This is a genomic window from Pseudoalteromonas sp. B160, assembly GCF_037162485.1.
Classification (GTDB): Bacteria; Pseudomonadota; Gammaproteobacteria; order Enterobacterales; family Alteromonadaceae; genus Pseudoalteromonas; species Pseudoalteromonas rhizosphaerae.
In genome coordinates, this window is sequence record NZ_JARLUX010000001.1 from 2675681 (window position 1) to 2697381 (window position 21701).

Annotated in this window: 20 protein-coding genes and 1 pseudogene; 14 read left to right on the forward strand and 7 right to left on the reverse strand. The window is 39.6% G+C overall.

Going from position 1 to position 21701, the window contains the following annotated elements; genetic code table 11:
• Positions 1-24 precede the first annotated feature (24 nt).
• Positions 25-897: a co-chaperone DjlA gene (gene djlA, locus P4S61_RS12405; protein ID WP_145235456.1), complete on the forward strand. Its 873-nt coding sequence runs from the start codon at positions 25-27 to the stop codon at positions 895-897.
• Here djlA and P4S61_RS12410 read toward each other — a convergent pair.
• On the reverse strand, positions 880-1809 hold the full coding sequence (locus P4S61_RS12410) for a DUF3530 family protein (RefSeq protein ID WP_337118343.1): 930 nt from the start codon (positions 1807-1809) through the stop codon (positions 880-882). The genes djlA and P4S61_RS12410 overlap by 18 nt on opposite strands.
• A gap of 76 nt (positions 1810-1885) precedes the next feature.
• Positions 1886-2539 (reverse strand): bifunctional tRNA pseudouridine(32) synthase/23S rRNA pseudouridine(746) synthase RluA, encoded by a 654-nt coding sequence (rluA, locus tag P4S61_RS12415; RefSeq protein ID WP_149982086.1) that lies wholly within the window; start codon positions 2537-2539, stop codon positions 1886-1888.
• A 925-nt stretch (positions 2540-3464) separates the two neighbouring features.
• Between rluA and P4S61_RS12420 the strand changes: the two genes are divergently transcribed.
• The 4 genes from P4S61_RS12420 to P4S61_RS12435 all read left to right on the forward strand — a co-directional run bounded on the left by P4S61_RS12420 (position 3465) and on the right by P4S61_RS12435 (position 8113).
• Positions 3465-4469, forward strand: coding sequence for a Fe(3+) ABC transporter substrate-binding protein (locus P4S61_RS12420; protein WP_145235462.1), 1005 nt, complete (start codon positions 3465-3467; stop codon positions 4467-4469).
• The gene (locus P4S61_RS12425; RefSeq protein ID WP_145235464.1) at positions 4469-6100 is read left to right on the forward strand and encodes an ABC transporter permease; all 1632 of its coding nucleotides are present in this window, start codon (positions 4469-4471) and stop codon (positions 6098-6100) included. The genes P4S61_RS12420 and P4S61_RS12425 overlap by 1 nt, the downstream gene beginning before the upstream one ends.
• Positions 6100-7149 carry an ABC transporter ATP-binding protein gene (locus P4S61_RS12430; RefSeq protein ID WP_182819728.1) on the forward strand — a complete coding sequence of 350 codons (1050 nt, stop codon included), beginning with the start codon at positions 6100-6102 and terminating at the stop codon, positions 7147-7149. The genes P4S61_RS12425 and P4S61_RS12430 overlap by 1 nt, the downstream gene beginning before the upstream one ends.
• A 64-nt stretch (positions 7150-7213) precedes the next feature.
• Entirely contained in the window at positions 7214-8113 is a 900-nt protein-coding gene (locus P4S61_RS12435; protein ID WP_145235468.1) for a Dyp-type peroxidase, read from the forward strand.
• Between the two features lie 19 nt (positions 8114-8132).
• Here P4S61_RS12435 and argR read toward each other — a convergent pair whose 3' ends face one another.
• Positions 8133-8600 carry a transcriptional regulator ArgR gene (gene argR / locus P4S61_RS12440; protein WP_145235470.1) on the reverse strand — a complete coding sequence of 156 codons (468 nt, stop codon included), beginning with the start codon at positions 8598-8600 and terminating at the stop codon, positions 8133-8135.
• A 224-nt stretch (positions 8601-8824) separates the two neighbouring features.
• Here argR and mdh point away from each other — a divergent pair.
• Positions 8825-9761 (forward strand): annotated as a pseudogene (gene mdh, locus P4S61_RS12445) (malate dehydrogenase).
• 80 nt (positions 9762-9841) lie between these two features.
• Here mdh and ispB read toward each other — a convergent pair.
• A complete protein-coding gene (ispB, locus tag P4S61_RS12450) occupies positions 9842-10813 on the reverse strand; it encodes an octaprenyl diphosphate synthase (protein WP_145235474.1) in 972 nt (323 codons plus the stop codon).
• A gap of 422 nt (positions 10814-11235) precedes the next feature.
• Between ispB and rplU the strand changes: the two genes are divergently transcribed.
• From rplU to P4S61_RS12485, 7 genes are all read left to right on the forward strand, one after another.
• The gene (gene rplU, locus P4S61_RS12455; protein WP_006794538.1) at positions 11236-11547 is read left to right on the forward strand and encodes a 50S ribosomal protein L21; all 312 of its coding nucleotides are present in this window, start codon (positions 11236-11238) and stop codon (positions 11545-11547) included.
• Between the two features lie 16 nt (positions 11548-11563).
• Positions 11564-11821: a 50S ribosomal protein L27 gene (gene rpmA, locus P4S61_RS12460; protein ID WP_064665557.1), complete on the forward strand. Its 258-nt coding sequence runs from the start codon at positions 11564-11566 to the stop codon at positions 11819-11821.
• Between the two features lie 141 nt (positions 11822-11962).
• Entirely contained in the window at positions 11963-13117 is a 1155-nt protein-coding gene (cgtA, locus tag P4S61_RS12465) for an Obg family GTPase CgtA (protein ID WP_145235477.1), read from the forward strand.
• A 73-nt stretch (positions 13118-13190) separates the two neighbouring features.
• A complete protein-coding gene (gene folA / locus P4S61_RS12470) occupies positions 13191-13682 on the forward strand; it encodes a type 3 dihydrofolate reductase (protein WP_182758172.1) in 492 nt (163 codons plus the stop codon).
• 79 nt (positions 13683-13761) lie between these two features.
• Positions 13762-14139, forward strand: coding sequence for a DUF3718 domain-containing protein (locus P4S61_RS12475; RefSeq protein ID WP_145235479.1), 378 nt, complete (start codon positions 13762-13764; stop codon positions 14137-14139).
• A 137-nt stretch (positions 14140-14276) separates the two neighbouring features.
• Positions 14277-14978 carry a DUF3581 domain-containing protein gene (locus P4S61_RS12480; RefSeq protein WP_337118344.1) on the forward strand — a complete coding sequence of 234 codons (702 nt, stop codon included), beginning with the start codon at positions 14277-14279 and terminating at the stop codon, positions 14976-14978.
• A gap of 97 nt (positions 14979-15075) precedes the next feature.
• A complete protein-coding gene (locus P4S61_RS12485) occupies positions 15076-16323 on the forward strand; it encodes a DEAD/DEAH box helicase (RefSeq protein WP_337118345.1) in 1248 nt (415 codons plus the stop codon).
• Between the two features lie 112 nt (positions 16324-16435).
• Here P4S61_RS12485 and P4S61_RS12490 read toward each other — a convergent pair whose 3' ends face one another.
• Positions 16436-17392, reverse strand: a complete 957-nt coding sequence (locus tag P4S61_RS12490) for a methylenetetrahydrofolate reductase (RefSeq protein WP_145235486.1) — start codon at positions 17390-17392, stop codon at positions 16436-16438.
• Positions 17393-17639: 247 nt separating this feature from the next.
• Between P4S61_RS12490 and P4S61_RS12495 the strand changes: the two genes are divergently transcribed.
• Complete coding sequence (locus tag P4S61_RS12495; protein WP_337118346.1) at positions 17640-20525, forward strand: M16 family metallopeptidase; 2886 nt, start codon at positions 17640-17642, stop codon at positions 20523-20525.
• Between the two features lie 164 nt (positions 20526-20689).
• Here P4S61_RS12495 and P4S61_RS12500 read toward each other — a convergent pair whose 3' ends face one another.
• Together P4S61_RS12500 and P4S61_RS12505 are read right to left on the reverse strand one after the other, a co-directional pair.
• Positions 20690-21010: a helix-turn-helix domain-containing protein gene (locus tag P4S61_RS12500; RefSeq protein WP_016708636.1), complete on the reverse strand. Its 321-nt coding sequence runs from the start codon at positions 21008-21010 to the stop codon at positions 20690-20692.
• Positions 20964-21404, reverse strand: a complete 441-nt coding sequence (locus P4S61_RS12505; protein ID WP_337118904.1) for a hypothetical protein — start codon at positions 21402-21404, stop codon at positions 20964-20966. The genes P4S61_RS12500 and P4S61_RS12505 overlap by 47 nt, the downstream gene beginning before the upstream one ends.
• Positions 21405-21701 lie beyond the last annotated feature (297 nt).

Consider the following 21701-nt stretch of genomic DNA (forward strand, 5'->3'; position numbering starts at 1 on the left):
ATTCACATATAATAGGAGCGCCTCATGTGGGGTAAAATTTTAGGTGCCTGCTTTGGCTTTATGTTTGGGCGTATTATAGGCTTATTTATAGGCTTATACCTGGGCCATATGTTTGACAAGAGTTTAAAGCAGAACTTTGATAAAGCCGGCGGCTTTTCAAGCTTATTTAAAGGCGATGATGATATTAATCAGCGCCAAGCGTTATTTTTTACCAGCTGTTTTGGAGTAATGGGGCACATTGCTAAGTCAAATGGCCGCGTAAGCGAAACCCACATCCGTGCTGCCAGTTTATTTATGGATGAAATGGGACTCACTGGTGATGATCGCAAAGAGGCACAAGATGCATTTAAAGCGGGAAAAGACGCTGATTTTTCATTAAAAGAAACTGTTTTCGATTTTAAAGAGCGTTTTGCTCGTCGCCATGATTTATTACAACTGTTTTTAGAAATTCAAATCCAAATGGCGTTTTCTGATGGGGTGTTAGCTGCGCAAGAAAAGGAGCTACTCCAAGATGTAAGTAAGTTATTAGGGATCTCTAAAACTCACTTTGCATTTGTACTTAAACGTTACCAAGCTGAATTTTCATTTCGTCAGCAACAACAACGCTATCAACAGCAGCAACAACGTCAACAAGGGCAAAGCAGTAGTTATCGTGAAGGCTCAGGGCATCATGTACCGCCAAATAGTGGCATGAGCCGTACTCAAGCTCTGGCTTTGCTGGGGCTAAATAATGAGGCGAGTGAACGAGAAGTAAAAGTAGCGTACCGTAAATTAATGGCGCAGCACCATCCTGATAAATTAGTTTCTCAAGGTTTACCTAAACATATGATGGAACTGGCAGTCAAGAAAAGCCAAGATATTCAAGCCGCTTACGAATATTTAAAAAAGGCGGCGTAAAAACCCGTCTACTTCTTTGGTCAAGCGCTCATGTTGCTCAGGCTCAGAGCGCAAACCAAACAGCTCACGTTGGCGGTAATCATATTTACTGTGACGTTTAACCCAGCGTTTTCTATCCGCCACACTCAGCAGTAAGTCTGGGTTATCTATGTTGTAGTAAATATCCAATAACGGCGGGCTAATAGTCGATATAATCGCGTTAAGTTGTTGGTTACGTCTACTGTTTGGTAAATAACTGCTAAGGCTGACAAATGCATCTATGTTGGTATTTGGATATTCGCCATAGTGTTCGAGCAATACTCCAGCAGAGGCACCTTGTGCAATAACAACAATTTTTCCATCTTCATCCAATGCACTTTGATACAACGCATTAAAGCGTGCAATTAAGTTGAGTTTATAATTATCTATTATCGCATTGCTTATATGAGCGATAGCATCAACATGTACAACAGGAGTAGCTGTGTCAGCTGATGGTTCGCCATTGTCTAAACTTGTAGTTTGCTTAGCCGTTGCAGGTTCAGTTGTTTCACTTGCATCCGCAGATGGCGCTGCTTGCCAATCAATATCGGGTACCGTCATAGCAATTGTGGCATAGCCTAAATCGTTAAGTTGCGTACGTAAAAAGTTGAGCCCGTTGTTATTGGTAGGTAAGTGTTGCCAATCAGGGATAATCAACACCACACCGCGCTGCTGGGCACTCATGTGTTGGCGATATAAACTTAAAAACTCAGTATCACCGGCAAGTAGCGGTTTTAGTTCATCTTGCGGCATTAAGCGTGATAAATCATTACTGCTGATTGTTGACCATGGTGTGGGTGCAATAAAGTCGGCTGCTTGGGCTGGCATGGCCAAGAAAGTCGCGTAAACCAAACTAATTAATTGCCATACTTTAAACTGTTTGCCGATAGCCATATAAACCACCACGATGAATCAATAAGTTGTTATCGGCGTGTACAGCAAAAAGTTTAGTGTGATTTTAAGCTCGTAATTAAAACTCTGGCTCAGCTTCAAAAGTCATAATTTGTGCTGTTCCTGGGTGAGTGAGCTGTAGCATTTGTGCGTGCAATTGCAAGCGCGGGGCAGCAGCCAGGGCATCAGGGTGAGCATAGAGCCTATCGCCTAAAATAGGGTGCCCCAATGACAACATATGCACACGTAATTGATGTGAGCGTCCGGTAATAGGGGTAAGTTCCACACGAGTGGCGTGCAACTCATGCTCCAGTACAGTGTAATGAGTTAAAGAGGGCTTCCCCTTGTCATGATCAACCATTTGCTTAGGGCGGTTTGGCCAATCACAGATCAGTGGCAAATTGACTGATCCCGTTAATGGCTCTAATTTACCGTACACTCGTGCAATATAGCGCTTTGCAGTTTGGCGTTCTTGAAACTGCATACTTAAATGACGATGAGCCGCTTTATGCATTGCTAAACAAATAATTCCAGAGGTTGCCATATCTAAGCGGTGAACTATTTTTGCCGTAGGAAAAACACGGTTAACGCGAGCTATCAAACAATCGGCGTGTTTAGGATCTTTTCCTGGCACAGTCAAAAGTTCACTGGGCTTGTTGACGATCAGTAAATCATCATCTTGAAATAAAATGGTTAAATACGGATCTAATGGAGGATTGTAGTTAATTAACACGGCCGACCTCAATGATTTATGAGCGCGCTATTTTAGAGAAGTCATCGCTTATACACAATCAATAACGTATTAGATTAGACGCGAGAGTATTAATGAGCGAGTTAATTGGCAAGTAGTCGTTAAGCAAAGGGTATTTTTGGGCAAAAGAAAAGCGCGAACTATCGCTAGTCGCGCTTGCGGAATCTTCTAATTTTCTGCATCCTGCAATTGAACTTAATCAACTCCTAAACTTTACTAATCCATGTGATCACACTGTTACTTATTCGTTCTGCGTGATATAGGCTATCCGTGCCTCTGTCCTATGTGCTTCCTTTTGATCCTTTTTGATAATCTCTATTACCGGTCCTTTACGCATCGTCCTGATGCTATCCCTTAGTTAACAGTTCCATTGTGATACCCTTTAGGGCCTGTCCATCTGTCCGCTTTTATAACATCCTGTCTAACAACTCTCTTGCGAGCCCTGTTGTTATTCCTTTTCGCATCATCTTGACGCTGTCCGTGTATTTACTATCCTTAGTGCTACTCATCCTGAGCCTGTCCGTGAATCCATTTTTTCCTAACGTAACCTTTAATTCGAGGTTTATGAGTAATCATTCCTTGTCCGTTTACTCATTTAAGCGTCACTGCTTAACCGATGAAGTAAGTATATAGAGTATCTGCAAACAAAATAGGCTAAAAACAGTAACGAAAATACAGTCATTATTTTGAAATTTTATAATAGTTATTATATTTCATGTGGTTAGTTTGTTTTTAGACTTTTTTTATGATGTTTTATACTCAATAGCTGTCATAACCGTGAGATATATCGCACAAGTGATTTCCATTATGGGCATGGTCATCATTGATTAAGATTTAATAAGTGCACTTTTTCAAGGAGCAAGTTATCATTACATGATAATAGTTATTATTTAGTTGGAAGCGATTTATGAAAAAGACATTAGCGGCTTTAGTTGGCTTAGTGTTAACAACCCCTGTGTTTGCAGATGAAGCAGTAAATATTTACTCTTTTCGACAACCGTTTTTAATTCAGCCAATATTAGATGATTTTACTAAGCAAACAGGCATTAAAACAAATGTGGTGTTTGCTAAAAAAGGATTAATAGAGCGTGTTAAGCGTGAAGGAAAGCATAGCCAAGCTGATTTAGTCTTAACCTCTAATTTTAGTGATTTAGTGCAGCTAGATGAATTAGATTTAACCCAAACAATTAATAGTGAAACCGTTAATAGTAATGTACCGGCTAAGTTTCGTGATGTTGAAGGACAATGGGTTGCATTAACTAAGCGGGTGCGTAACGTTTATTCATCAAAAGAGCGCATAGGTGCATTAGCGCATTTAAGCTATGAAGAATTAGCCGATCCTAAATACAAAGGCAAAATTTGCACCCGTTCGGGTAAGCACCCATATAATTTAGGCTTGGTCGCTTCAATGATTGCACACCATGGTGAAGCAGAAACTAAAAAATGGCTTGAAGGTGTGAAAGCAAATTTAGTTCGTAAACCTCAAGGTAATGACCGCGGGCAAGTAAAGGCAGTAAAAGAAGGCTTATGTGATTTAGCGATCGGTAATAGTTATTACTTTGGTAAGATGATGGAAGATCCCGAGCAAAAACCATGGGCTGATGCCGTACATATTAACTTTCCGAATCAAGATAACAGAGGCTCACATATTAACGTATCTGGTGTAGTTATGACCAAGTACGCTAAAAATCCTGAAAATGCCTTGAAACTAATCGAGTTTATGACCGACAATAAGGCGCAAAATATGTACGCTTCGGTCAATATGGAATATCCAGTAAGGCTGGGCGTTGAATTATCAAGCTTAGTAGCATCATGGGGTAGCTTTAAGGAAGATAGCTTAGCGCTTGATGAAATTAGCAAATATCGTCCTTTAGCACTTAAGCTAATTGATGAGGTGAAGTTCGACCTTTAATGAGTTTAAAATTTTCACTGTCGCGATGGCAGTTATTCGCGTGGGTTATTGGCATAGTGTTGATAACCCCATTGTGTTTTTTATTGTTCGAATCACTACAAGGCGATTCTGACGTATTTAGCCACCTCTGGGATACCGTGCTATGGGATTATACCCGCAATACACTGTTACTTATTTTGGGTGTTGGCGTTGTCAGTTGTATTATTGCCCTTCCGCTTGGCTGGTTAACCGCTTATTGTGATTTTCCCGGCCGTAAACAGTTTGAGTGGGCGCTTATGCTGCCCCTTGCGATGCCGACCTATATTATTGCTTACGTTTACACTGATCTGTTTGATTATGCCGGTCCGGTGCAAATAGGGTTACGCGAATGGTTTGGTTGGCAATCACCTAATGATTATTGGTTTTTTGATATTCGTACTTTATCTGGTGCGATTATTATGATTGCCTTAGTGCTTTATCCTTATTTGTATTTGATTTTTAAAACTGCATTACGCGAACAGTCATTTAAATTGGTGCAGGCGAGTCAGTTGATGGGATTATCACCTAAGCAGAGCTTTTTCAAAGTTAGTTTACCACTTGCTCGAGGGGCGATTGTGGCTGGACTGACGCTGATCAGTATGGAAGCAATGGCTGACTTTGCAACCGTTAATTATTTTGCGGTAAGTACTTTAACCACAGCGGTTTATGATACTTGGTTAGGGTATTATTCGTTAACAGCTGCGGCTAAAATTTCAGGTATTATGTTACTTATATTGTTTTTAGCGTTAACGATGGAGCGTTTTAGTCGTCGTAATCAAGCTGTATTTGAGCGCCAACCAAGCGTCAACAGTGATGCGCTATATAACTTAACGGGCAAAAGTGCATGGCTGGCAACTATCTTTTGTATTGCAGTGTTATTTTTTGCCTTTATATTACCTGTCGCTGTGTTAATGGGTTATGCCATTTCATATTTCGGACAAGCATGGAATAGCGTATTTTTTCTCTATGCATGGCAAAGCTTTAAAGTCGCGGCCATCGTGAGCATTATCACCATTATTTTGAGTCTGTTAGTGGTATTTTATCAGCGCATTGCTAAGCAGCAATATCCACTTGTACCTGGGCGATTAGCCAGTACAGGTTATGCGTTACCTGGAACAGTACTCGCTATTGCAGTGTTGTTACCATTGACCTTGTTAGACGATAAATTAAATACTTGGTTAGAGCCAATAGGTATTACACCGGGGCTATTATTGAGCGGTACTTTGTTTGCAATTATATTTGCATATGTGGTGCGCTTTTACGCTATAGCTCATGGTGCAATTGAAGCTAGTTTTATGCGGATAAGCCCATCGCTTGATATGGCGAGTCAATCAATGGGGAAAAGCCAAGGCCAAACTCTACGCAAAGTACATATCCCGTTATTACGTCGTGGTATTTTAACCGCAGGATTGTTGGTATTCATTGAATGCATGAAAGAATTACCTACCGCATTGTTATTAAGGCCATTTAATTTTGAAACCTTAGCGACTCATGTGTTTCAGTATGTCAGTGATGAGCAGTTAGAGCTGGCGTCTATTTCAGCGTTAGCAATTGTTTTGGTGGGGTTAATTCCTTTATACTTTATTAATCGCTCGATGGAGCAACGCAGTTAATGAGCAGTTTAGTATTAGAAAATTTATCGTATCAATACAACGGCACATCCGTGATTGAGCACTTAGATTTAACTGTCGCACAAGATGAAATAGTGTGTTTACTCGGTGCTAGTGGCTGTGGAAAAACCACCACATTAAAAGCTATTGCTGGGCTGATTGAAGCAAAGCAAGGAAAAGTATTTATTGATAGTAAGTTAGTCAGTGATGAGCATACTTTTTTAGCGCCAGAGTATCGAAATATTGGCATGATGTTTCAAGATTATGCGCTATTTCCACATTTAACTGTGGCTGATAATATTGCCTTTGGCTTAACCAATATGACAAAAGCGGATAAGTTAAAGCGCGTTGCTGAAATGCTTGAGTTAGTGCATTTAATTAATTGTGCAGAACGTTTCCCGCATCAGTTATCTGGGGGTCAGCAGCAGCGAGTGGCAATTGCTAGGGCACTGGCTTATAAACCTAGTTTATTGTTATTAGATGAACCGTTTTCCAATATTGATACGCAAGTACGGTTTGAGTTAATTGCAGATATTCGTCGTATTATTAAAACCCAGCAAGTATCAGCTGTATTTGTTACTCATTCAAAAGAAGAGGCATTTGCGTTTGCTGATACATTAGCGGTAATGCACTGTGGGAAAATTGCTCAACAAGGTACGTCTGAGCAGCTATTTAGTGCTCCAAGCTCAAAGGTAGTTGCAGAATTTCTTGGTCAGGGCATATACTTAGATGCAGAAGTATTAACAGCAACTGAATATCATACTGCTTTCGGATGTGTTGAGTCATTAGTTACGCATCGTCATGTTAAGCAAGTTGGGAAACTTTATGTTCGCCCACACCATCTTGAGTTAATACCTTTTCAATCACAAGGCTGTAGTGCAAATACGGTGACTATTTTAAACAGTCGTTTTGTTGGTTCGCATTTTGTGTATAAGGTTATGGTTGATGGACAAGAAATTGAAGTTGCTGCTCAGTTGGGCCATTCATTTTTAGCAAATGAACAGGTGACAATAAAAATAACACCACACACGGTTAACTTTTTCGCAGATTAAGTGCTTTAGTATTTTTAATTTCATTAAAAACGCCGTGTATGAGATTTTGAGTTAAGGAAATACCATGGCGCAAGCGCAATCTGGAATTTGTGCTGAGGCAAACTTGCACGGTTTACATTTGTTTTTTAATGTATTTGATGGCCACGATGAGTCATTACGCAAAAAGTTAAAATACGTTAGCGCTATCCAAGATGAGTTTTCAGATCAGTTTTCTGAATCGATGCTCTCCAGCCTAGTTGCAGTGGGGGCACAGTATTGGCCGCACATTCTGCCTGAATTTCTGCCTAGTGAATTACAGAGCTTTCCTAATATTCCTCATAATGATCATATTATGGGGGCTCAGCCTTTTGATTTATTTGTCCAAATTCGTTCCGATAGGGAAGATGTAAACCATTTATTTGCTTTGCAAATTCTTAAGTTATTTGCCCCCGATGTTGAATTGGTTGAGCAAGTGCGAAACTTTCGATTTTTAGATGGTCGCGATTTTAATGGTTTTATACTCGGTGGTGACACTCCTCATGGTCGCCAAAAGCGCATCACAGCGTTAATCAATAAACCCAACCATTTTGAAGATCAAGGCAGTTACGTACATATACAGCGCTATAAGCATGACTTAAGTGTGTGGCAAAATTTACCTCTGAGTGAGCAAGAGCAAATAATGGGACGCACTCGCTTAGATAATACCTTGATTATGCCTGCGACTGAGAATAGTCATGCTGTACGCACTGAGTTAAAAGATGAGCAAGGGCAACCACTGCAATTAAATCAAAACATGCCTTATGGTGACGTTTACGAACAGGGTATATTAGCGATTAGTTATGCAGCACAGGGAAATGCATTTGAGCAAGTATTACGAAGTCGATTAGGTGATGCCGATTGCTACGATCATTGGCTTGATTTTACTCAAGCCGATATGGGTTCTGCGTTTTTTGCCCCATCAATTAACTTTTTAAAGCAGCTGTAAAAAGTTTGAATCGGTAGATTTATACCGTATCAAATAAAATACGCACACGTTCAAGAGTTACATCAATTTCAGATACTTTAGCTGGAGCGATAAAAATAGTATCGTCACCAGCAATGGTACCTAGTACGCCATCTGCTTTACCTAATGAATCTAATAGTCGAGCAATTAATTGTGCAGCTCCTGGGCTGGTTCGAATAATGATCATCATTTCGTTATGCATTATATCAATCACTAACTGACGTAATGGGCTTTTCGCTGTAGGTACGCCCATTTCAGCAGGCAAACAATAGACCATTTCTTGTTTGGCATTACGAGTGCGTACCGCGCCAAACTTGCTTAACATCCGCGACACCTTACTTTGACTAATATTATCAAAGCCTTGCTCTTTTAGGGCGTCAACAATCTCACCTTGTGAACCAAAGTTTTCTTCTTTTAAAAGTGCCTTAAAGGCCTTTACTAATGCTTCTTGTTTATCTTGTGGTTGCATATTATAGGTTCTTATTCATAAGTGATGCGCTAATTGTACACAATGTTGCATACTTATGCAGTAGTTGTTTGCTTTTGCGATGGATTTTAGTGCTGTAAACCAGCAAGTTTACAACTATGGTCTAAATTATATGTGAAATAAGCAGGATAAATTTGTCTTTAGTCGTTAATTTCATTATCTTTAGAGCCACAAATATTTCCTACCTCAAATTACGGAGAATTCCAATGAAAGTTGCTGTATTAGGTGCTGCTGGCGGTATCGGCCAAGCGTTGTCTTTATTATTAAAAACAGGCTTACCAGCTGGTTCTGAATTATCACTTTATGATGTTGCTCCAGTTGTTCCTGGTGTTGCTGTTGATCTTTCTCATATCCCAACTGACGTTAAAGTTGCAGGCTTTGGTGTTGATGCACTAGATCAAGCGTTAACTGGTTGTGATATCGTTCTTATCCCTGCTGGTATGCCACGTAAGCCTGGTATGGACCGCGCTGATTTATTTAATGTTAATGCTGGTATTATCAAAACATTAGCAGAAGGTATTGTTGCTAACTGTCCAAAAGCATTAGTGGGTATTATCACTAACCCAGTAAATGGCACTGTGCCAATTGTTGCGGAAGTATTCAAAAAAGCAGGTACTTACGACGCGAAACGTGTTTTCGGTATTACCACTCTTGATGTGATCCGTTCAGAAGCATTTGTAGCTGAGCTTAAAGGTGTTGACGTTGCAACTGTGAAAGTACCAGTAATTGGTGGTCACTCAGGCACAACAATCCTTCCGTTACTATCTCAAGTTGAAGGCGTTACTTTCACTGATGAAGAAGTTGCTGCACTTACTCCACGTATCCAAAATGCAGGTACTTGAAGTAGTAAATGCAAAAGCGGGCGGTGGTTCTGCAACATTATCAATGGGCGCTGCTGCTGCACGTTTTTGTATGTCTTTAGTTAAAGGCTTACAAGGTGAAGACGTTGTAGATTACGCTTACGTTGCTGTTGAAAATGGCGATGCTGCATATTTTGCACACCCAGTACGTTTAGGTAAAAACGGCGTAGAAGAAATTCTTTCTTACGGTGAACTAAGCGCATTTGAAGAGCAAGCTAAAAACGACATGCTTGATACGCTGAAAAAAGACATCCAAGAAGGTGTTGATTTCATCAACGCTTAATTGCTAAGTCGATTGATACAAAAAAGCCTGCATTTGCAGGCTTTTTTATGCTCGAAGGATTTTTATACATTAGGTGTTTATTAGTGATTACGATCAACGGCAATACGAGCCAAGCTAACGAGTGCTTCTTTATACGGTGATTCATCTAATACAGATAAACACGCAATCGCTTTATCAGCTTCTTCGTTGGCTTTATTCATCGTAAACTCAAGTGCTTTGGTTTCATTGAGGGCACTTAGAATAGCTTCTAAGTGGTCCATACCATTACTGTGCTCAATGGCATCACGGATCAACTGTACTTGCTCAGCATTACCGTGGCGCATAGCATAAAGTAGTGGCAGGGTAGGTTTGCCTTCGGCCAGATCATCACCGATGTTTTTACCTAACTGCTCAGCATCAGCATTGTAATCAAGTACGTCATCCACCAATTGAAAAGCGGTTCCTAAATGCATACCATAAAGATTAAGCGCTTGCAGCGTAGAGTCGTCTTTTTCGGTAATAATCGCAGCAAGGCCTGTTGCAGCTTCAAATAATTTAGCTGTTTTAGAATAAATTACCTGCATGTAGCTATCTTCGGTGGTATCAGGGTCGTTACAGTTCATTAATTGCAGCACTTCACCTTCGGCAATCACGTTGGTTGCATCAGCGAGTATTTGCATAACTTGCATTTTACCAATACCAACCATCAGCTGAAATGAGCGGGTGTAGATAAAGTCACCAACAAGTACGCTGGCTGCATTACCAAACTCAGCATTTGCTGTCGGTGTTCCTCTGCGTAAATTTGATTCATCAACGACATCATCATGCAGTAATGTAGCTGTGTGAATAAATTCAACAATAGTTGCTAAAGTAACATGATCTTTGCCTTCATAGCCAAGTGCTTTAGCCGCTAAAATAGCCAACATAGGGCGAACACGCTTGCCGCCGCTGTTTACTATATATAAGCCTAGTTGATTGACTAATGCTACATCAGAGCGCATTTGCGCGTAAATTAGTTGATTGACGTCATTCATATCGTTTTCGATTAACGCCTGGATAGCTTTTATATCCATTGATCTCCGAGCCAATTTTAATGGGTATACGGGGCTGATTGTACAACAAAAAACAGCTTTGCTCGACAGTTTGTGACGATTCGCTGAAAAAACACGGTTAAGCAGCTTAATTTAGCCTTAATTTGGAAAGATAACTTTTTTATTTGAGAAAATTTACGTTAATTCAACATGGTTGTTTTTTATTCTTAGTGCGTGTTTGTTCGTGGTGTAATTTATTTGTCATGAAACGCTAAAAAGGCTTGGCATAATGCCAATTTAATATAAAATAGGTGAAAATATTGAATCGCCTTCAATGCAGCTATTTTTTATTCATTTAATTAATAAAACAGGCTTGCTAGTTTTTGCACATTAGCGTAAACTTCGCGCCCTATTGAATAATATTTTAGTTGCGTCGATTTGAGGGCGCACAGACGGAGTTAATTATGTACGCGGTTTTCCAAAGTGGTGGTAAACAGCACCGTGTGACTGAAGGTCAAACAATTCGTCTTGAGAAATTAGACGTTGAGACTGGTGCAGCAGTTGAATTTGATTCAGTACTTTTAGTTGCTGATGGTGAGAAAATCGAGATCGGTGTACCGTTCGTAAACGGTGGTAAAATAACAGCTGAGGTTGTTTCACATGGTCGCGGTGAGAAGATTAAGGTTGTTAAATTTAGACGCCGTAAGCATTCTCGTAAGCAAATGGGCCATCGTCAATGGTTCACAGAAGTTAAAATCACTGGCATTAGCGCTTAATTAGAGGTACTTAGAAATGGCACATAAAAAAGCAGCTGGTAGTACTCGTAACGGTCGCGATTCAGAAAGCAAACGCCTTGGTGTTAAGCGTTTTGGTGGCGAATCAGTTCTAGCGGGTAGCATCATTGTTCGTCAACGTGGAACTAAATTCCATGCTGGCACAAACGTAGGTATCGGTAAAGACCACACTATCTTCGCAAAAGCAGATGGTAAAGTTCAGTTTGAACAAAAAGGTCCTTTAAACCGTAAATACGTAAGCATCGTATCTGAGTAATCAGAATCGGTTCTTAAAAAACCCCGCCTTTGCGGGGTTTTTTGTTTTGAAAATAAATATATACCTAAGCCAAGCCTGCAATCAGCTTGGCTTAGGTATATAATAGTGAAATTAACAAGCCAATCCCTAAAGTGAGTAATCATGAAGTTTGTAGATGAAGTAGAAATTCGCGCAGAAGCTGGAGACGGTGGCAGCGGCATCGTATCTTTCCGTCGTGAAAAATATGTCCCAGATGGTGGACCAGACGGCGGTGACGGTGGAGATGGTGGTAGTGTTTATCTACAAGCTGATGAAAACTTAAATACCCTAATCGATTATCAGTTTGAGCGTTTTCATAGAGCTGAACGTGGTACTAATGGCCGCAGTCGTAACTGTACCGGTAAAAAGGCTGATGACTTATATGTGATGGTGCCTGTAGGTACTCGGATCATGGATGTTGATACCCAAGAAGGTCTTGGTGATTTAACTCAACATGGTCAAAGAATTTTGGTTGCAAAAGGCGGTTTCCACGGCTTGGGGAATGCGCGTTTTAAATCAAGTACTAACCGAGCGCCTCGTCAAAAAACATTAGGCACACCGGGTGAAGTACGTAACCTTAAACTAGAGCTATTATTATTAGCTGATGTTGGTTTATTAGGTTTGCCAAATGCAGGTAAGTCTACTTTTATTCGTAGTGTATCGGCAGCGAAACCAAAAGTAGCTGATTACCCATTTACTACGCTGATTCCAAATTTAGGTGTGGTACGTCCAGAAGCAAATAAATCATTTGTTATTGCAGATATTCCAGGGTTAATTGAAGGTGCCTCTGATGGCGCTGGCTTGGGTATTCGCTTCTTGAAACATTTAGAGCGTTGCCGTGTATTACTGCATATTATCGATGTTATGCCTGCCGATGGTTCAAACCCAGTAGATAATGCATTTGCGATCATCAATGAGTTGCATCAGTACAGCCCGAAGCTGGCTGAAAAACCACGTTGGTTAGTCTTTAATAAAATAGACTTATTGCCTGAAGATGAAGCTCAGGAGCTATGTGAGCAAATCGCTGAAGAGTTAGGCGAGACTGAAAATATTTATCATATTTCTGCAATTAATAAGCTAAATACTCAGCCATTAATTCATAACATCATGACGCTACTTGATAGCATGCCAAAAGAAAAGTTTGTACCAGTTGAAGATGAAGAAGTTGAATTTAAATGGGATACTTATCATAAAGATGCCACTAAGAAGAATGATGACGACGACTGGGATAGTTGGGATGATGACGATTATGACGTTGAAGTTGTCTATGAGCGTTAGACTAAAGTAAAATATTTTAAAAGGAGCTGGTGCTCCTTTTTCTTTTTATAATAAAAAAGTATTGGGTTTTAATGTGAAAATTTCAATGATTGCAGCTATGGCTAAAAATAGAGTGATTGGCCAAGATAATGATATGCCATGGCATTTACCTGCTGATTTACAGCATTTTAAAGCGGTTACAATGAATAAGCCCGTGATCATGGGACGTAAAACATTTGAGTCAATTGGTCGCCCTTTACCTGGTCGACGCAACATCGTTATTAGCCGAAATACAGACTATACTGCAGTTGGGGTTGATGTAGTAACATCTCCTGAAGCCGCAATTTCATTGCTGTGTGAGTCTGATGAGGTAATGGTGATTGGTGGCGGGAATATATATCAACAATTTTTAAAAAGTGCCGATACACTTTATTTAACGTTTATTGACCTTGATGTTGTAGGGGATACTCAGTTCCCTGATTATGAACAATCAGCAAACTGGCAAGTTGTAGAAGAGCTGTATAATCAACCTGACGATAAAAACATTTATGGTTATAAATTCGTCACATTGGATAAAGTTAAGTAACATTATTGCGGTTAAGCTTATAGGTTGATACAATATTAAACAACTAAGGTAGTTATAAAGTATTACACAAGGGTATAAAATGATTAAATTATCAACACTCGTTATTGCTGCAGCTGTTATTTCTGGTTCTGTTGCTTTTAGCGCGCCAGTTAAAGCGGATGATCAGTTAGCTGTTTCAATCTGTGAATACATAGCTGCGGATGATAAAAACCGTCTACGTGATAAATTAAAAAGCTCACGTGTGAAAATTCGTAATATTTATGATGCAGTACAATGTAATGGTCTTAACTTGCTACGCCATGCGGTTGCCAGTAATGCAGTTGATACTGGTGAATACATTGTGAAAAACTTATCTAAAAGCTCTTTAGAAGATGGAGCTGACATAGCATGGGCCGAAGCAAATGGTCATGGCGGTTCTGCATTAATACCAGCTATTAAAGAACGTGCTGGTTTATAAGTTATAATAAATCATTAAAAAAGCCGCGATATCGCGGCTTTTTTGTATCTGAAACAAAAGTTTAACAGATTCGACCTCTATTGTAATTTTATCTGGTAGAATAGGCAGGTTATAAGCAGTTTAAGCAGTGAACAACTATGTTAAGTCCTTTTTATCAGCAACATGCTGACTATGTCTCTATTTCTCGTGAACAAGGGTGTCGTTTCGCAAAGTGCGTTGCTGATGATTACAATCCACTTCATGATAAAGATGCAAAACGTTTTTGTGTGCCTGGAGATTTATTATTTTCATTGGTATTAAGTCGTTATGGCATCAGTGAAAAAATGGAATTTACCTTTGCCGGCATGGTTGATGAGAATACCAAACTCAACTTCCCTGAGGGGGCAGATGAGTTTGATATTACCAGTGGCGATAAAGTCATGCTGAAGGTTAAGCGTGAAGGTAAAACTAGCCAGTGCCAAACACTCACAGATAGTCTAATAAAAAATTACGTTGAGTTTTCAGGTACAACTTTTCCGCATGTTATTATTCCACTCATGGGCAAGCAAGATGTCATGATCAACCCTGCTCGCCCTATGGTTATCTATGAGTCAATGTTGATTAATCTCGATACATTAGAGATCCATGCACCTACGTTAGAATACGCAGAGCCGAGTTTTGAATATACAGGCAAGCGTGGAAAAATCACTTTGCGTTTTAACTTGTTAGAAAATGGCGTAAAAGTCGGCTGTGGTGAAAAGCACATGTTGGTATCAGGTATTCAACAATATTGCCAAGATACGGTGGATGATCTAATTACGTTCTATAACCAACGTAAAGAAATCCTCAAACCAGCTTGAACATTTAGCAAGCTTAAAAAGGCGCCGCAAAGCGCCTTTTTTGTTATTCGCTTTGGGCGTACAATAGCGCCATTATTTGTTACACAAAGCTAAACTTATGTCTGCGACTACTTTCTCTGAGTTAAAACTCGATCCTGAACTGCTTAATGCACTTGAACAAAATGAATATCATACCCCTACGGCGATACAGCTAAAAACTATTCCGCTGATTTTAGCTGGTCATGATGTTATGGGGAGTGCACAAACAGGAACAGGTAAAACAGCTGCTTTTGTATTACCTCTGTTACATAAATTACTTAATACACCAAGTAAAGATGAGCCGGGTACTGCTAGAGTACTTATTTTGACACCAACTCGAGAGCTTGCTCAGCAAGTCTTCGCTAGCTTTGAGAAATACGCGCAAGGTACTGATATTAAAGGTGCACTCGCTTATGGTGGTGCCAGTATTGGCCCGCAAATTAAAGCCATGAAAGATGCACAAGTTGTAGTGGCAACGCCAGGGCGATTACTTGATCATATAATCAAAGGCAGCATTAAGCTATCAAGTGTTGATTCACTGGTGTTTGATGAAGCCGATCGCATGCTTGATATGGGCTTTATTGACGAAATTAAACGTATATTGCGCCATGTTCCCAGTGATCGTCAGACCTTACTATTTTCAGCGACCTTTGACGATAGTGTATTTGAGCTCAGTAAAAAGTTATTAAAAGATCCAAAACTTGTTGAAGTCAATAAACGTAATTCTGCGGCTGTAGAAGTTGAGCAAATCATTTACGCGGTTGATGAAGACCGTAAACGTGAGCTTGTCTCGCACATGATTGGCATGAAAAACTGGCGCCAAGTACTGATCTTTACTCGCACAAAGCAAATGGCCGATCAACTCGCCAAAGAAATGTGTAAAGATGGCTTAAAAACACAGTCAATTCATGGTGATAAATCTCAAGGTGCACGTGATAGAGCACTGCAAGATTTTAAAGAAGGTACCACTCGTGTGCTAGTGGCAACCGATGTTGCAGCTCGAGGTCTAGACATAGTCTCGTTAAAGTATGTGATTAATTTTGAATTACCTTATATAGCTGAAGATTATGTCCACCGTATTGGCCGCACAGGGCGCGCTGGCGAGCAAGGCTTAGCGATGTCATTAGTCAGCCTTGACGAGCAGTGGTTACTTGAAGAAATTGAAGTGTTGCTTGATACTCGTCTAACGCCGCAGTGGTTAGCTGGCTATGAACCTGATCCAAATAAAAAGCCAAAAGACAACCGTAAAAACACCAATAAATCACGTAAAGAGCGCGACAAAAAACGTATTACAGGGCAAAAAACACCAAACAGAAGACGCAAATAATCGTTCTCAGTCGTGACTTATTAATTCATTGCATAGTATAGTATTTATTATCAAGCTCAAAATAAGCAAACGGATATGCTTACTTTGAGTGATAAATTATAAAAACGGATACTTACGCAATTTGTTTTTCAGCTAAGTTTAATTCCATCGTCGCTTTTAATAAGCGGTAAAGATTAATAGATGCATCAATTTCTTCTTTACGGTTGGTTAAACTTTCAATATTTAACCCCAGTGGCACGTCTAAATGCGCGCAACTTCTTAGTATTAAATCTAAGTTTTCACGGCAAATACGTACAGATTCACTCAGTGGGTTTTGCGAATCAAGCATCCGCCATTTAGTTGCATCAGGTACGGAAATTCCTAACCATTGCATAAACTCTAAGGTTTTTTCACTGCCGCAGGGTGTAAAGGTTAGAATAATACGTTTAGGTTCGATACCTTGAGCTTTACAGCTGCGCGCATAACTGGTGATCAAATCCACGGTTGCTTGCGCGTTATACACAGCTTGTGAGATAAAAAATTTACAGCCTTGCGTGGTTTTTTCAAGTAAGCGTTCATGTTCATTACGTTTACTTGCGTGGCGCTCGGCAATGGTAACGCCTCCTAAAAAGAAGTCTTGAGGCTGTTCGCTTAAGACTTTATAAGCATCAGGCAGGCTTAATTTAATATCCCCGTCAGATGATGGACTACCGACTAATACTAGGTTTTTTAAATTAAACTGGTTTTTAGTTTCGCTTAACCACTGTTTAAATTCGGCCACACCGCGCTGTGCAACACTTTTATAAGTGATCACTTCTTGATGCGATAAATTACGTAGTAAGTTACTGTATTCTCGAGGATCTACTGTTTGCTTGAACGGAAAAGGGCGAGGCATCTCAGTGCGACTACTTTCATCTTGAATGTCATAAATAATCACGCCATCGTATTCAATTTCATGCAAACGAGCTAAGAGCTTTTGGGCGATAATTTCAAGCTGCGCTTTATCAGTACCAATACGTGGTGGGGTGGTACCAATTAAGTACACACCCTGATTGGTGTCTTCAATTTTCTCTTGTAGTGATAAAGCCATAATCCTCATTCCAGCTAAGTTAGTGTCTATGACAAATAATATAGCAGCCATTTAGACGTCTAGATAGATTTTTTTAGTGAAACTTTTTCAACGAAGGTGAGTTTTATTCATGTTGCTCTGAATGAAGAGTTCTCTGATACACAACTGTTTACATAATTTATTACCTCAGGGGTCTTATATTGACTTGCTTTGTTGCATAATCGGATGACTAAAAACAAGAAATTTATTCAACTAACAAGGGATAGCAATGAAATTTAAATTATTAGCAACGAGCCTTGCGGTAACGCTTGCACTGGGCGGCTGTGCAAATACCAGCGTCTCAAACATGGTCAAAGAGGTTGAGATTGAACAGTCAACGGTTGCCAGTAGTAATGATCGGGTGTTCTCACAAGATTATTTATTAGAAGAGCTTGATAACGGTTTACGCGTTATGGTGGTGAAAACTGATTACCCTGATGTGGTATCACTACAAATTCCAGTGTCTGTCGGTTCTCGTAATGAAGTCGAAGCAGGTAAAACCGGTTTTGCACACTTTTTTGAACACATGATGTTTAAAGGCTCTGAAAAATATCCGCAAGATGTGTATTCTGATATTCTAAAAAATTCTGGGGTTGATAATCGCGCTTATACAACCAATGATTACACTAACTATCACTTAAACTTTTCAAAGCAACATCTTGATAAAGTACTTGAAATTGAAGCGGATATTTTTCAAAACCTGACTTATTCAGAAGAGCAATTTCGTACCGAAGCATTAACAGTTAAAGGCGAATACCTTAAAAATAATGCCAGCTCGGTTCGTAAGTTACTTTCTGCAGTACGTAATGAAGCATTCGAAAAACATACTTATAAACATACCACCATGGGCTTTTTTGAAGATATTGAAGCCATGCCGGATCAAATGGCATACGGTAAAGAGTTTTTTGCTAAGTTTTATAAACCTGAATATGTGTCATTAGTGATTGTAGGCGATGTTGATCCAGCTGAAACTATGGCTATGGTTAAAAAACACTGGGGCCAATGGCAAAAAGGCGATTTCGTTGCTGATATTCCAACCGAACCAAAACAGCAAGCGGCGAAATATAAACATGAGCAAAACGAAGGCTTACCAGGGCATTGGTTATTAGTATCTTATAAAGGCACAGCCTGGCAGCCAAAACAAAAAGACAGAGCCGCGCTTGATTTACTGTCACAGCTTTATTTTTCAACCAACTCAGAGCTTTACCAAGAGTTAGTGGTTGATAAACAAATTGCTAGCCAAATGTTTAGCTATAATCCTGATACCAAAGATCCCGGCTTATTACATGTTTTTGTGAAAGTTGAAAATGAGGCTGATTTAGCGGTTGCTCGTGATGCAATTAATAGCACCTACGCAAAAGCTCGCACTGAGTTGGTTGATAGCCAAAAGCTAGCTGATTTAAAATCCAATCTTAAATACAGCTTTATTAACGGCCTAGACTCATCACAAGCTATAGGTTCAACCCTTGCCAGTTATATGCATTTTGAGCGCGATCCAGAAGTCGTCAATCAGTTATATGCAACGGCAGATAGCATCACCGCGCAAGATATTAAAGACATTGCTAATAAGTATTTTGTAGACAGTGGTCGTACTACTGTGACTATGTCTGCACTGGATAAAGTGGCTGGCTTTGAACAAGAAGTGGACTTAAACACTCTCGTTGCTAGCAAGCAAACTGTGCAACAGCGTCATTTTAAAGTGCTAGATAAAACCAATAGTTCGCCATTGATTGATATTAACTGGTTATTCCATACCGGTGCTGCGGCTGATCCTAAAGGTCAAAAAGGCGTAGCTGCACTCACTGCGGCCATGCTTGCTCAAGGTGGTTCACAGGCGAAGAGCTACAACGACATTAAACAGGCACTTTATCCATTGGCAGGTAGCTTTGGTTATCAGATAGATAAAGAAATGATTTCGCTACAAGGGCGTGTCCATAAAGATAACGCTGCACAATGGTATGCACTGGTTAGTGAGCAGTTACTAAATCCTGGCTTTAGAGAAGATGACTTTAAACGCCTAAAGAAAGAGCTCATCGACGGTATAAAATCTGGCCTAAAAGCCTCAAATGACGAAGAGCTAGGTAAAGAAGTACTTTATCATAAGCTGTATCAAGGTCACCCATATGAGAGCTATAACTACGGTGATCTATCTGATTTAGAAGCATTAACACTTGATGACGTGAAAGCGTTTTATGCGAAAGAATTTACTCAAGCTAAACTGACTGTCGGTTTAATTGGCGCAGTACCTGAATCACTTAAAGCAACCATGTTTAGCGATTTAAGTGCTTTGCCTAAAGGTCAGCAAAGTCGTTTATCGATTCCTGATGCACCAGCGCTAAAAGGTCATCACGCTACAATTGTAGAAAAATCAGCGCAATCGACTGCGGTATCGTTTGGCTTCCCAATTGATACCATTCGTAGTAGTGAAGACTGGACGGCACTGTGGTTAGTTCGCTCATACTTTGGCGAGCACCGCAGTTCAAACTCATATCTTTATGAGCGCATTCGTCAAACCCGCGGTATGAACTACGGCGATTACGCATATATTGAGTATTTCCCACGAGGTATGTTCCAGACTAAGCCTGATGCAAACTTAGGCCGCTCTGAGCAAATATTTCAAGTATGGCTTCGCCCGCTGCGCTCGAACAATGACGCTCATTTTGCAACGCGTACCGCTTTATTTGAACTTGATAAGCTAATCAAAAATGGCATGACAGAAAAAGACTTTGACGCAACGCGTAACTTCTTAATTAACTTTGTGCCGCAAATGGTAGCAAGCCAAAACCGTCAATTAGGGTATGCGCTAGATAGTGAGTTTTACAACACCGATACTTTCGTAAAGTATGTAACGAGCAAGCTTGAAAAACTGACAGTAGCTGATGTAAATCGTGTCATAAAAGAGAACTTACAAACGGATGATATTCAGTATGTGTTTATCACCGGCGACGGAAAAGATATGCAAAAGCGCCTAGCGTCAGAGCAAACATCCCCTATGGTATATAATGCAGAGAAACCAGCTGAATTAGTTGCTGAGGATAAAGTAATCGCTACTTACAAACTGGCAATACCAGCGAAAAATATTGAAGTACTTGCTGTAGATAAGGTGTTTGAATAACGAGCATTTAAATAACTAAGAAGCTTAATTTAGATGCCCCAAATTTGGGGCATTTTTATAACATTGCGCCAATTTTTACACCTAATCCAAAAAGTATAATTGCACTGACGATAAGCACTAAGGTGATGTGTCCTCGCGATTCCTTTGACATAATTTAAATCTCCTTATTTCATAATTAAAAACACGGTGATCATGCCAAGCGCAAAGCTGGCAATGGACGACAGCGCTAAAATTGTTGTGATACTTTGCGTATTTAAAGTGTGTGTCTGAGCAACTGAAACTGTATTTTCCTCAAGTTTTATTAACTCACCTTGACGTACTTCTAACACTGCACACAAGGCCATGGTGGTTTCTTTAGACGCTGCACCTTCTTTTTCTACCCGTTGAATAGTTCGTAAACTTACGTCACAGGCATCTGCAAGCTGTTGTTGAGTCCAATCAAGCTTTTGCCTTAATGCTTTTATAGTTTTGGGGTTTAATTGCATGATTATTTCCCAAAGCTAATGTTGAAATAATATACCCAACAGTAAAACCAACAACAAAACATCCAGCAATAAAAAGAGCTGATTTTTTAGGGTTACTAAATAAAGTTGTTTGCTCTAAGCTTTTAACTAACTTTTTATTTTTAAACAGTGAGCACTCAAGCCTACCAGTTAAAATATTGTGCATTTCAAACTTAACATTAAAAGTATTACCTGATAGTTCAAATTGGTGTTTACTTGTGACATTAATACTTCGCTTTTCACTAACTAGCTCATCATTAATATAGACTTCTTCCTTACCGGTGAAGTAACTGCCAAAGCAGGCTATTTGATCGTCGCCATCTTGAAAGTAAAATTTATAGCCTAGTTTCTTTGTATTGAGTATGTCATTGTTCATCATCGTATTCCTTATTAAGTTGATGATGCTAATTTAGCGTTTATTATTATTTTTTACGCCGTCAGCTTTACGCCAGTTGTTATTTTGTCATATGACAGTATAACTGTCATTGATGTTTAGTTATTGAATTTTAAAGTTTTATATTTTTTATGGCTACACGTTAATTTTATCTACTGTCGTAACTCATTATGTAAAACTATAATGAGATTATTAAAGAATGATTTTGAAATTTAGTTATATCTAATAACTAGAACAAATAACCGCAGCGTTAACACATCTGACTTGAAATCCGTTAAA

Coding starts and splice junctions, on each gene's coding strand:
- P4S61_RS12480 (WP_337118344.1), top strand. CDS start 14,277: ATGTTAAGTCCTTTTTATCAGCAACATGCTGACTATGTCTCTATTTCT.
- cgtA (WP_145235477.1), top strand. CDS start 11,963: ATGAAGTTTGTAGATGAAGTAGAAATTCGCGCAGAAGCTGGAGACGGT.
- P4S61_RS12420 (WP_145235462.1), top strand. CDS start 3,465: ATGAAAAAGACATTAGCGGCTTTAGTTGGCTTAGTGTTAACAACCCCT.
- P4S61_RS12425 (WP_145235464.1), top strand. CDS start 4,469: ATGAGTTTAAAATTTTCACTGTCGCGATGGCAGTTATTCGCGTGGGTT.
- P4S61_RS12410 (WP_337118343.1), bottom strand. CDS start 1,809: ATGGCTATCGGCAAACAGTTTAAAGTATGGCAATTAATTAGTTTGGTT.
- P4S61_RS12490 (WP_145235486.1), bottom strand. CDS start 17,392: ATGGCTTTATCACTACAAGAGAAAATTGAAGACACCAATCAGGGTGTG.
- rplU (WP_006794538.1), top strand. CDS start 11,236: ATGTACGCGGTTTTCCAAAGTGGTGGTAAACAGCACCGTGTGACTGAA.
- P4S61_RS12475 (WP_145235479.1), top strand. CDS start 13,762: ATGATTAAATTATCAACACTCGTTATTGCTGCAGCTGTTATTTCTGGT.
- ispB (WP_145235474.1), bottom strand. CDS start 10,813: ATGGATATAAAAGCTATCCAGGCGTTAATCGAAAACGATATGAATGAC.
- P4S61_RS12435 (WP_145235468.1), top strand. CDS start 7,214: ATGGCGCAAGCGCAATCTGGAATTTGTGCTGAGGCAAACTTGCACGGT.
- P4S61_RS12485 (WP_337118345.1), top strand. CDS start 15,076: ATGTCTGCGACTACTTTCTCTGAGTTAAAACTCGATCCTGAACTGCTT.
- P4S61_RS12500 (WP_016708636.1), bottom strand. CDS start 21,010: ATGCAATTAAACCCCAAAACTATAAAAGCATTAAGGCAAAAGCTTGAT.
- argR (WP_145235470.1), bottom strand. CDS start 8,600: ATGCAACCACAAGATAAACAAGAAGCATTAGTAAAGGCCTTTAAGGCA.
- P4S61_RS12430 (WP_182819728.1), top strand. CDS start 6,100: ATGAGCAGTTTAGTATTAGAAAATTTATCGTATCAATACAACGGCACA.
- rpmA (WP_064665557.1), top strand. CDS start 11,564: ATGGCACATAAAAAAGCAGCTGGTAGTACTCGTAACGGTCGCGATTCA.
- P4S61_RS12505 (WP_337118904.1), bottom strand. CDS start 21,404: ATGAACAATGACATACTCAATACAAAGAAACTAGGCTATAAATTTTAC.
- P4S61_RS12495 (WP_337118346.1), top strand. CDS start 17,640: ATGAAATTTAAATTATTAGCAACGAGCCTTGCGGTAACGCTTGCACTG.
- djlA (WP_145235456.1), top strand. CDS start 25: ATGTGGGGTAAAATTTTAGGTGCCTGCTTTGGCTTTATGTTTGGGCGT.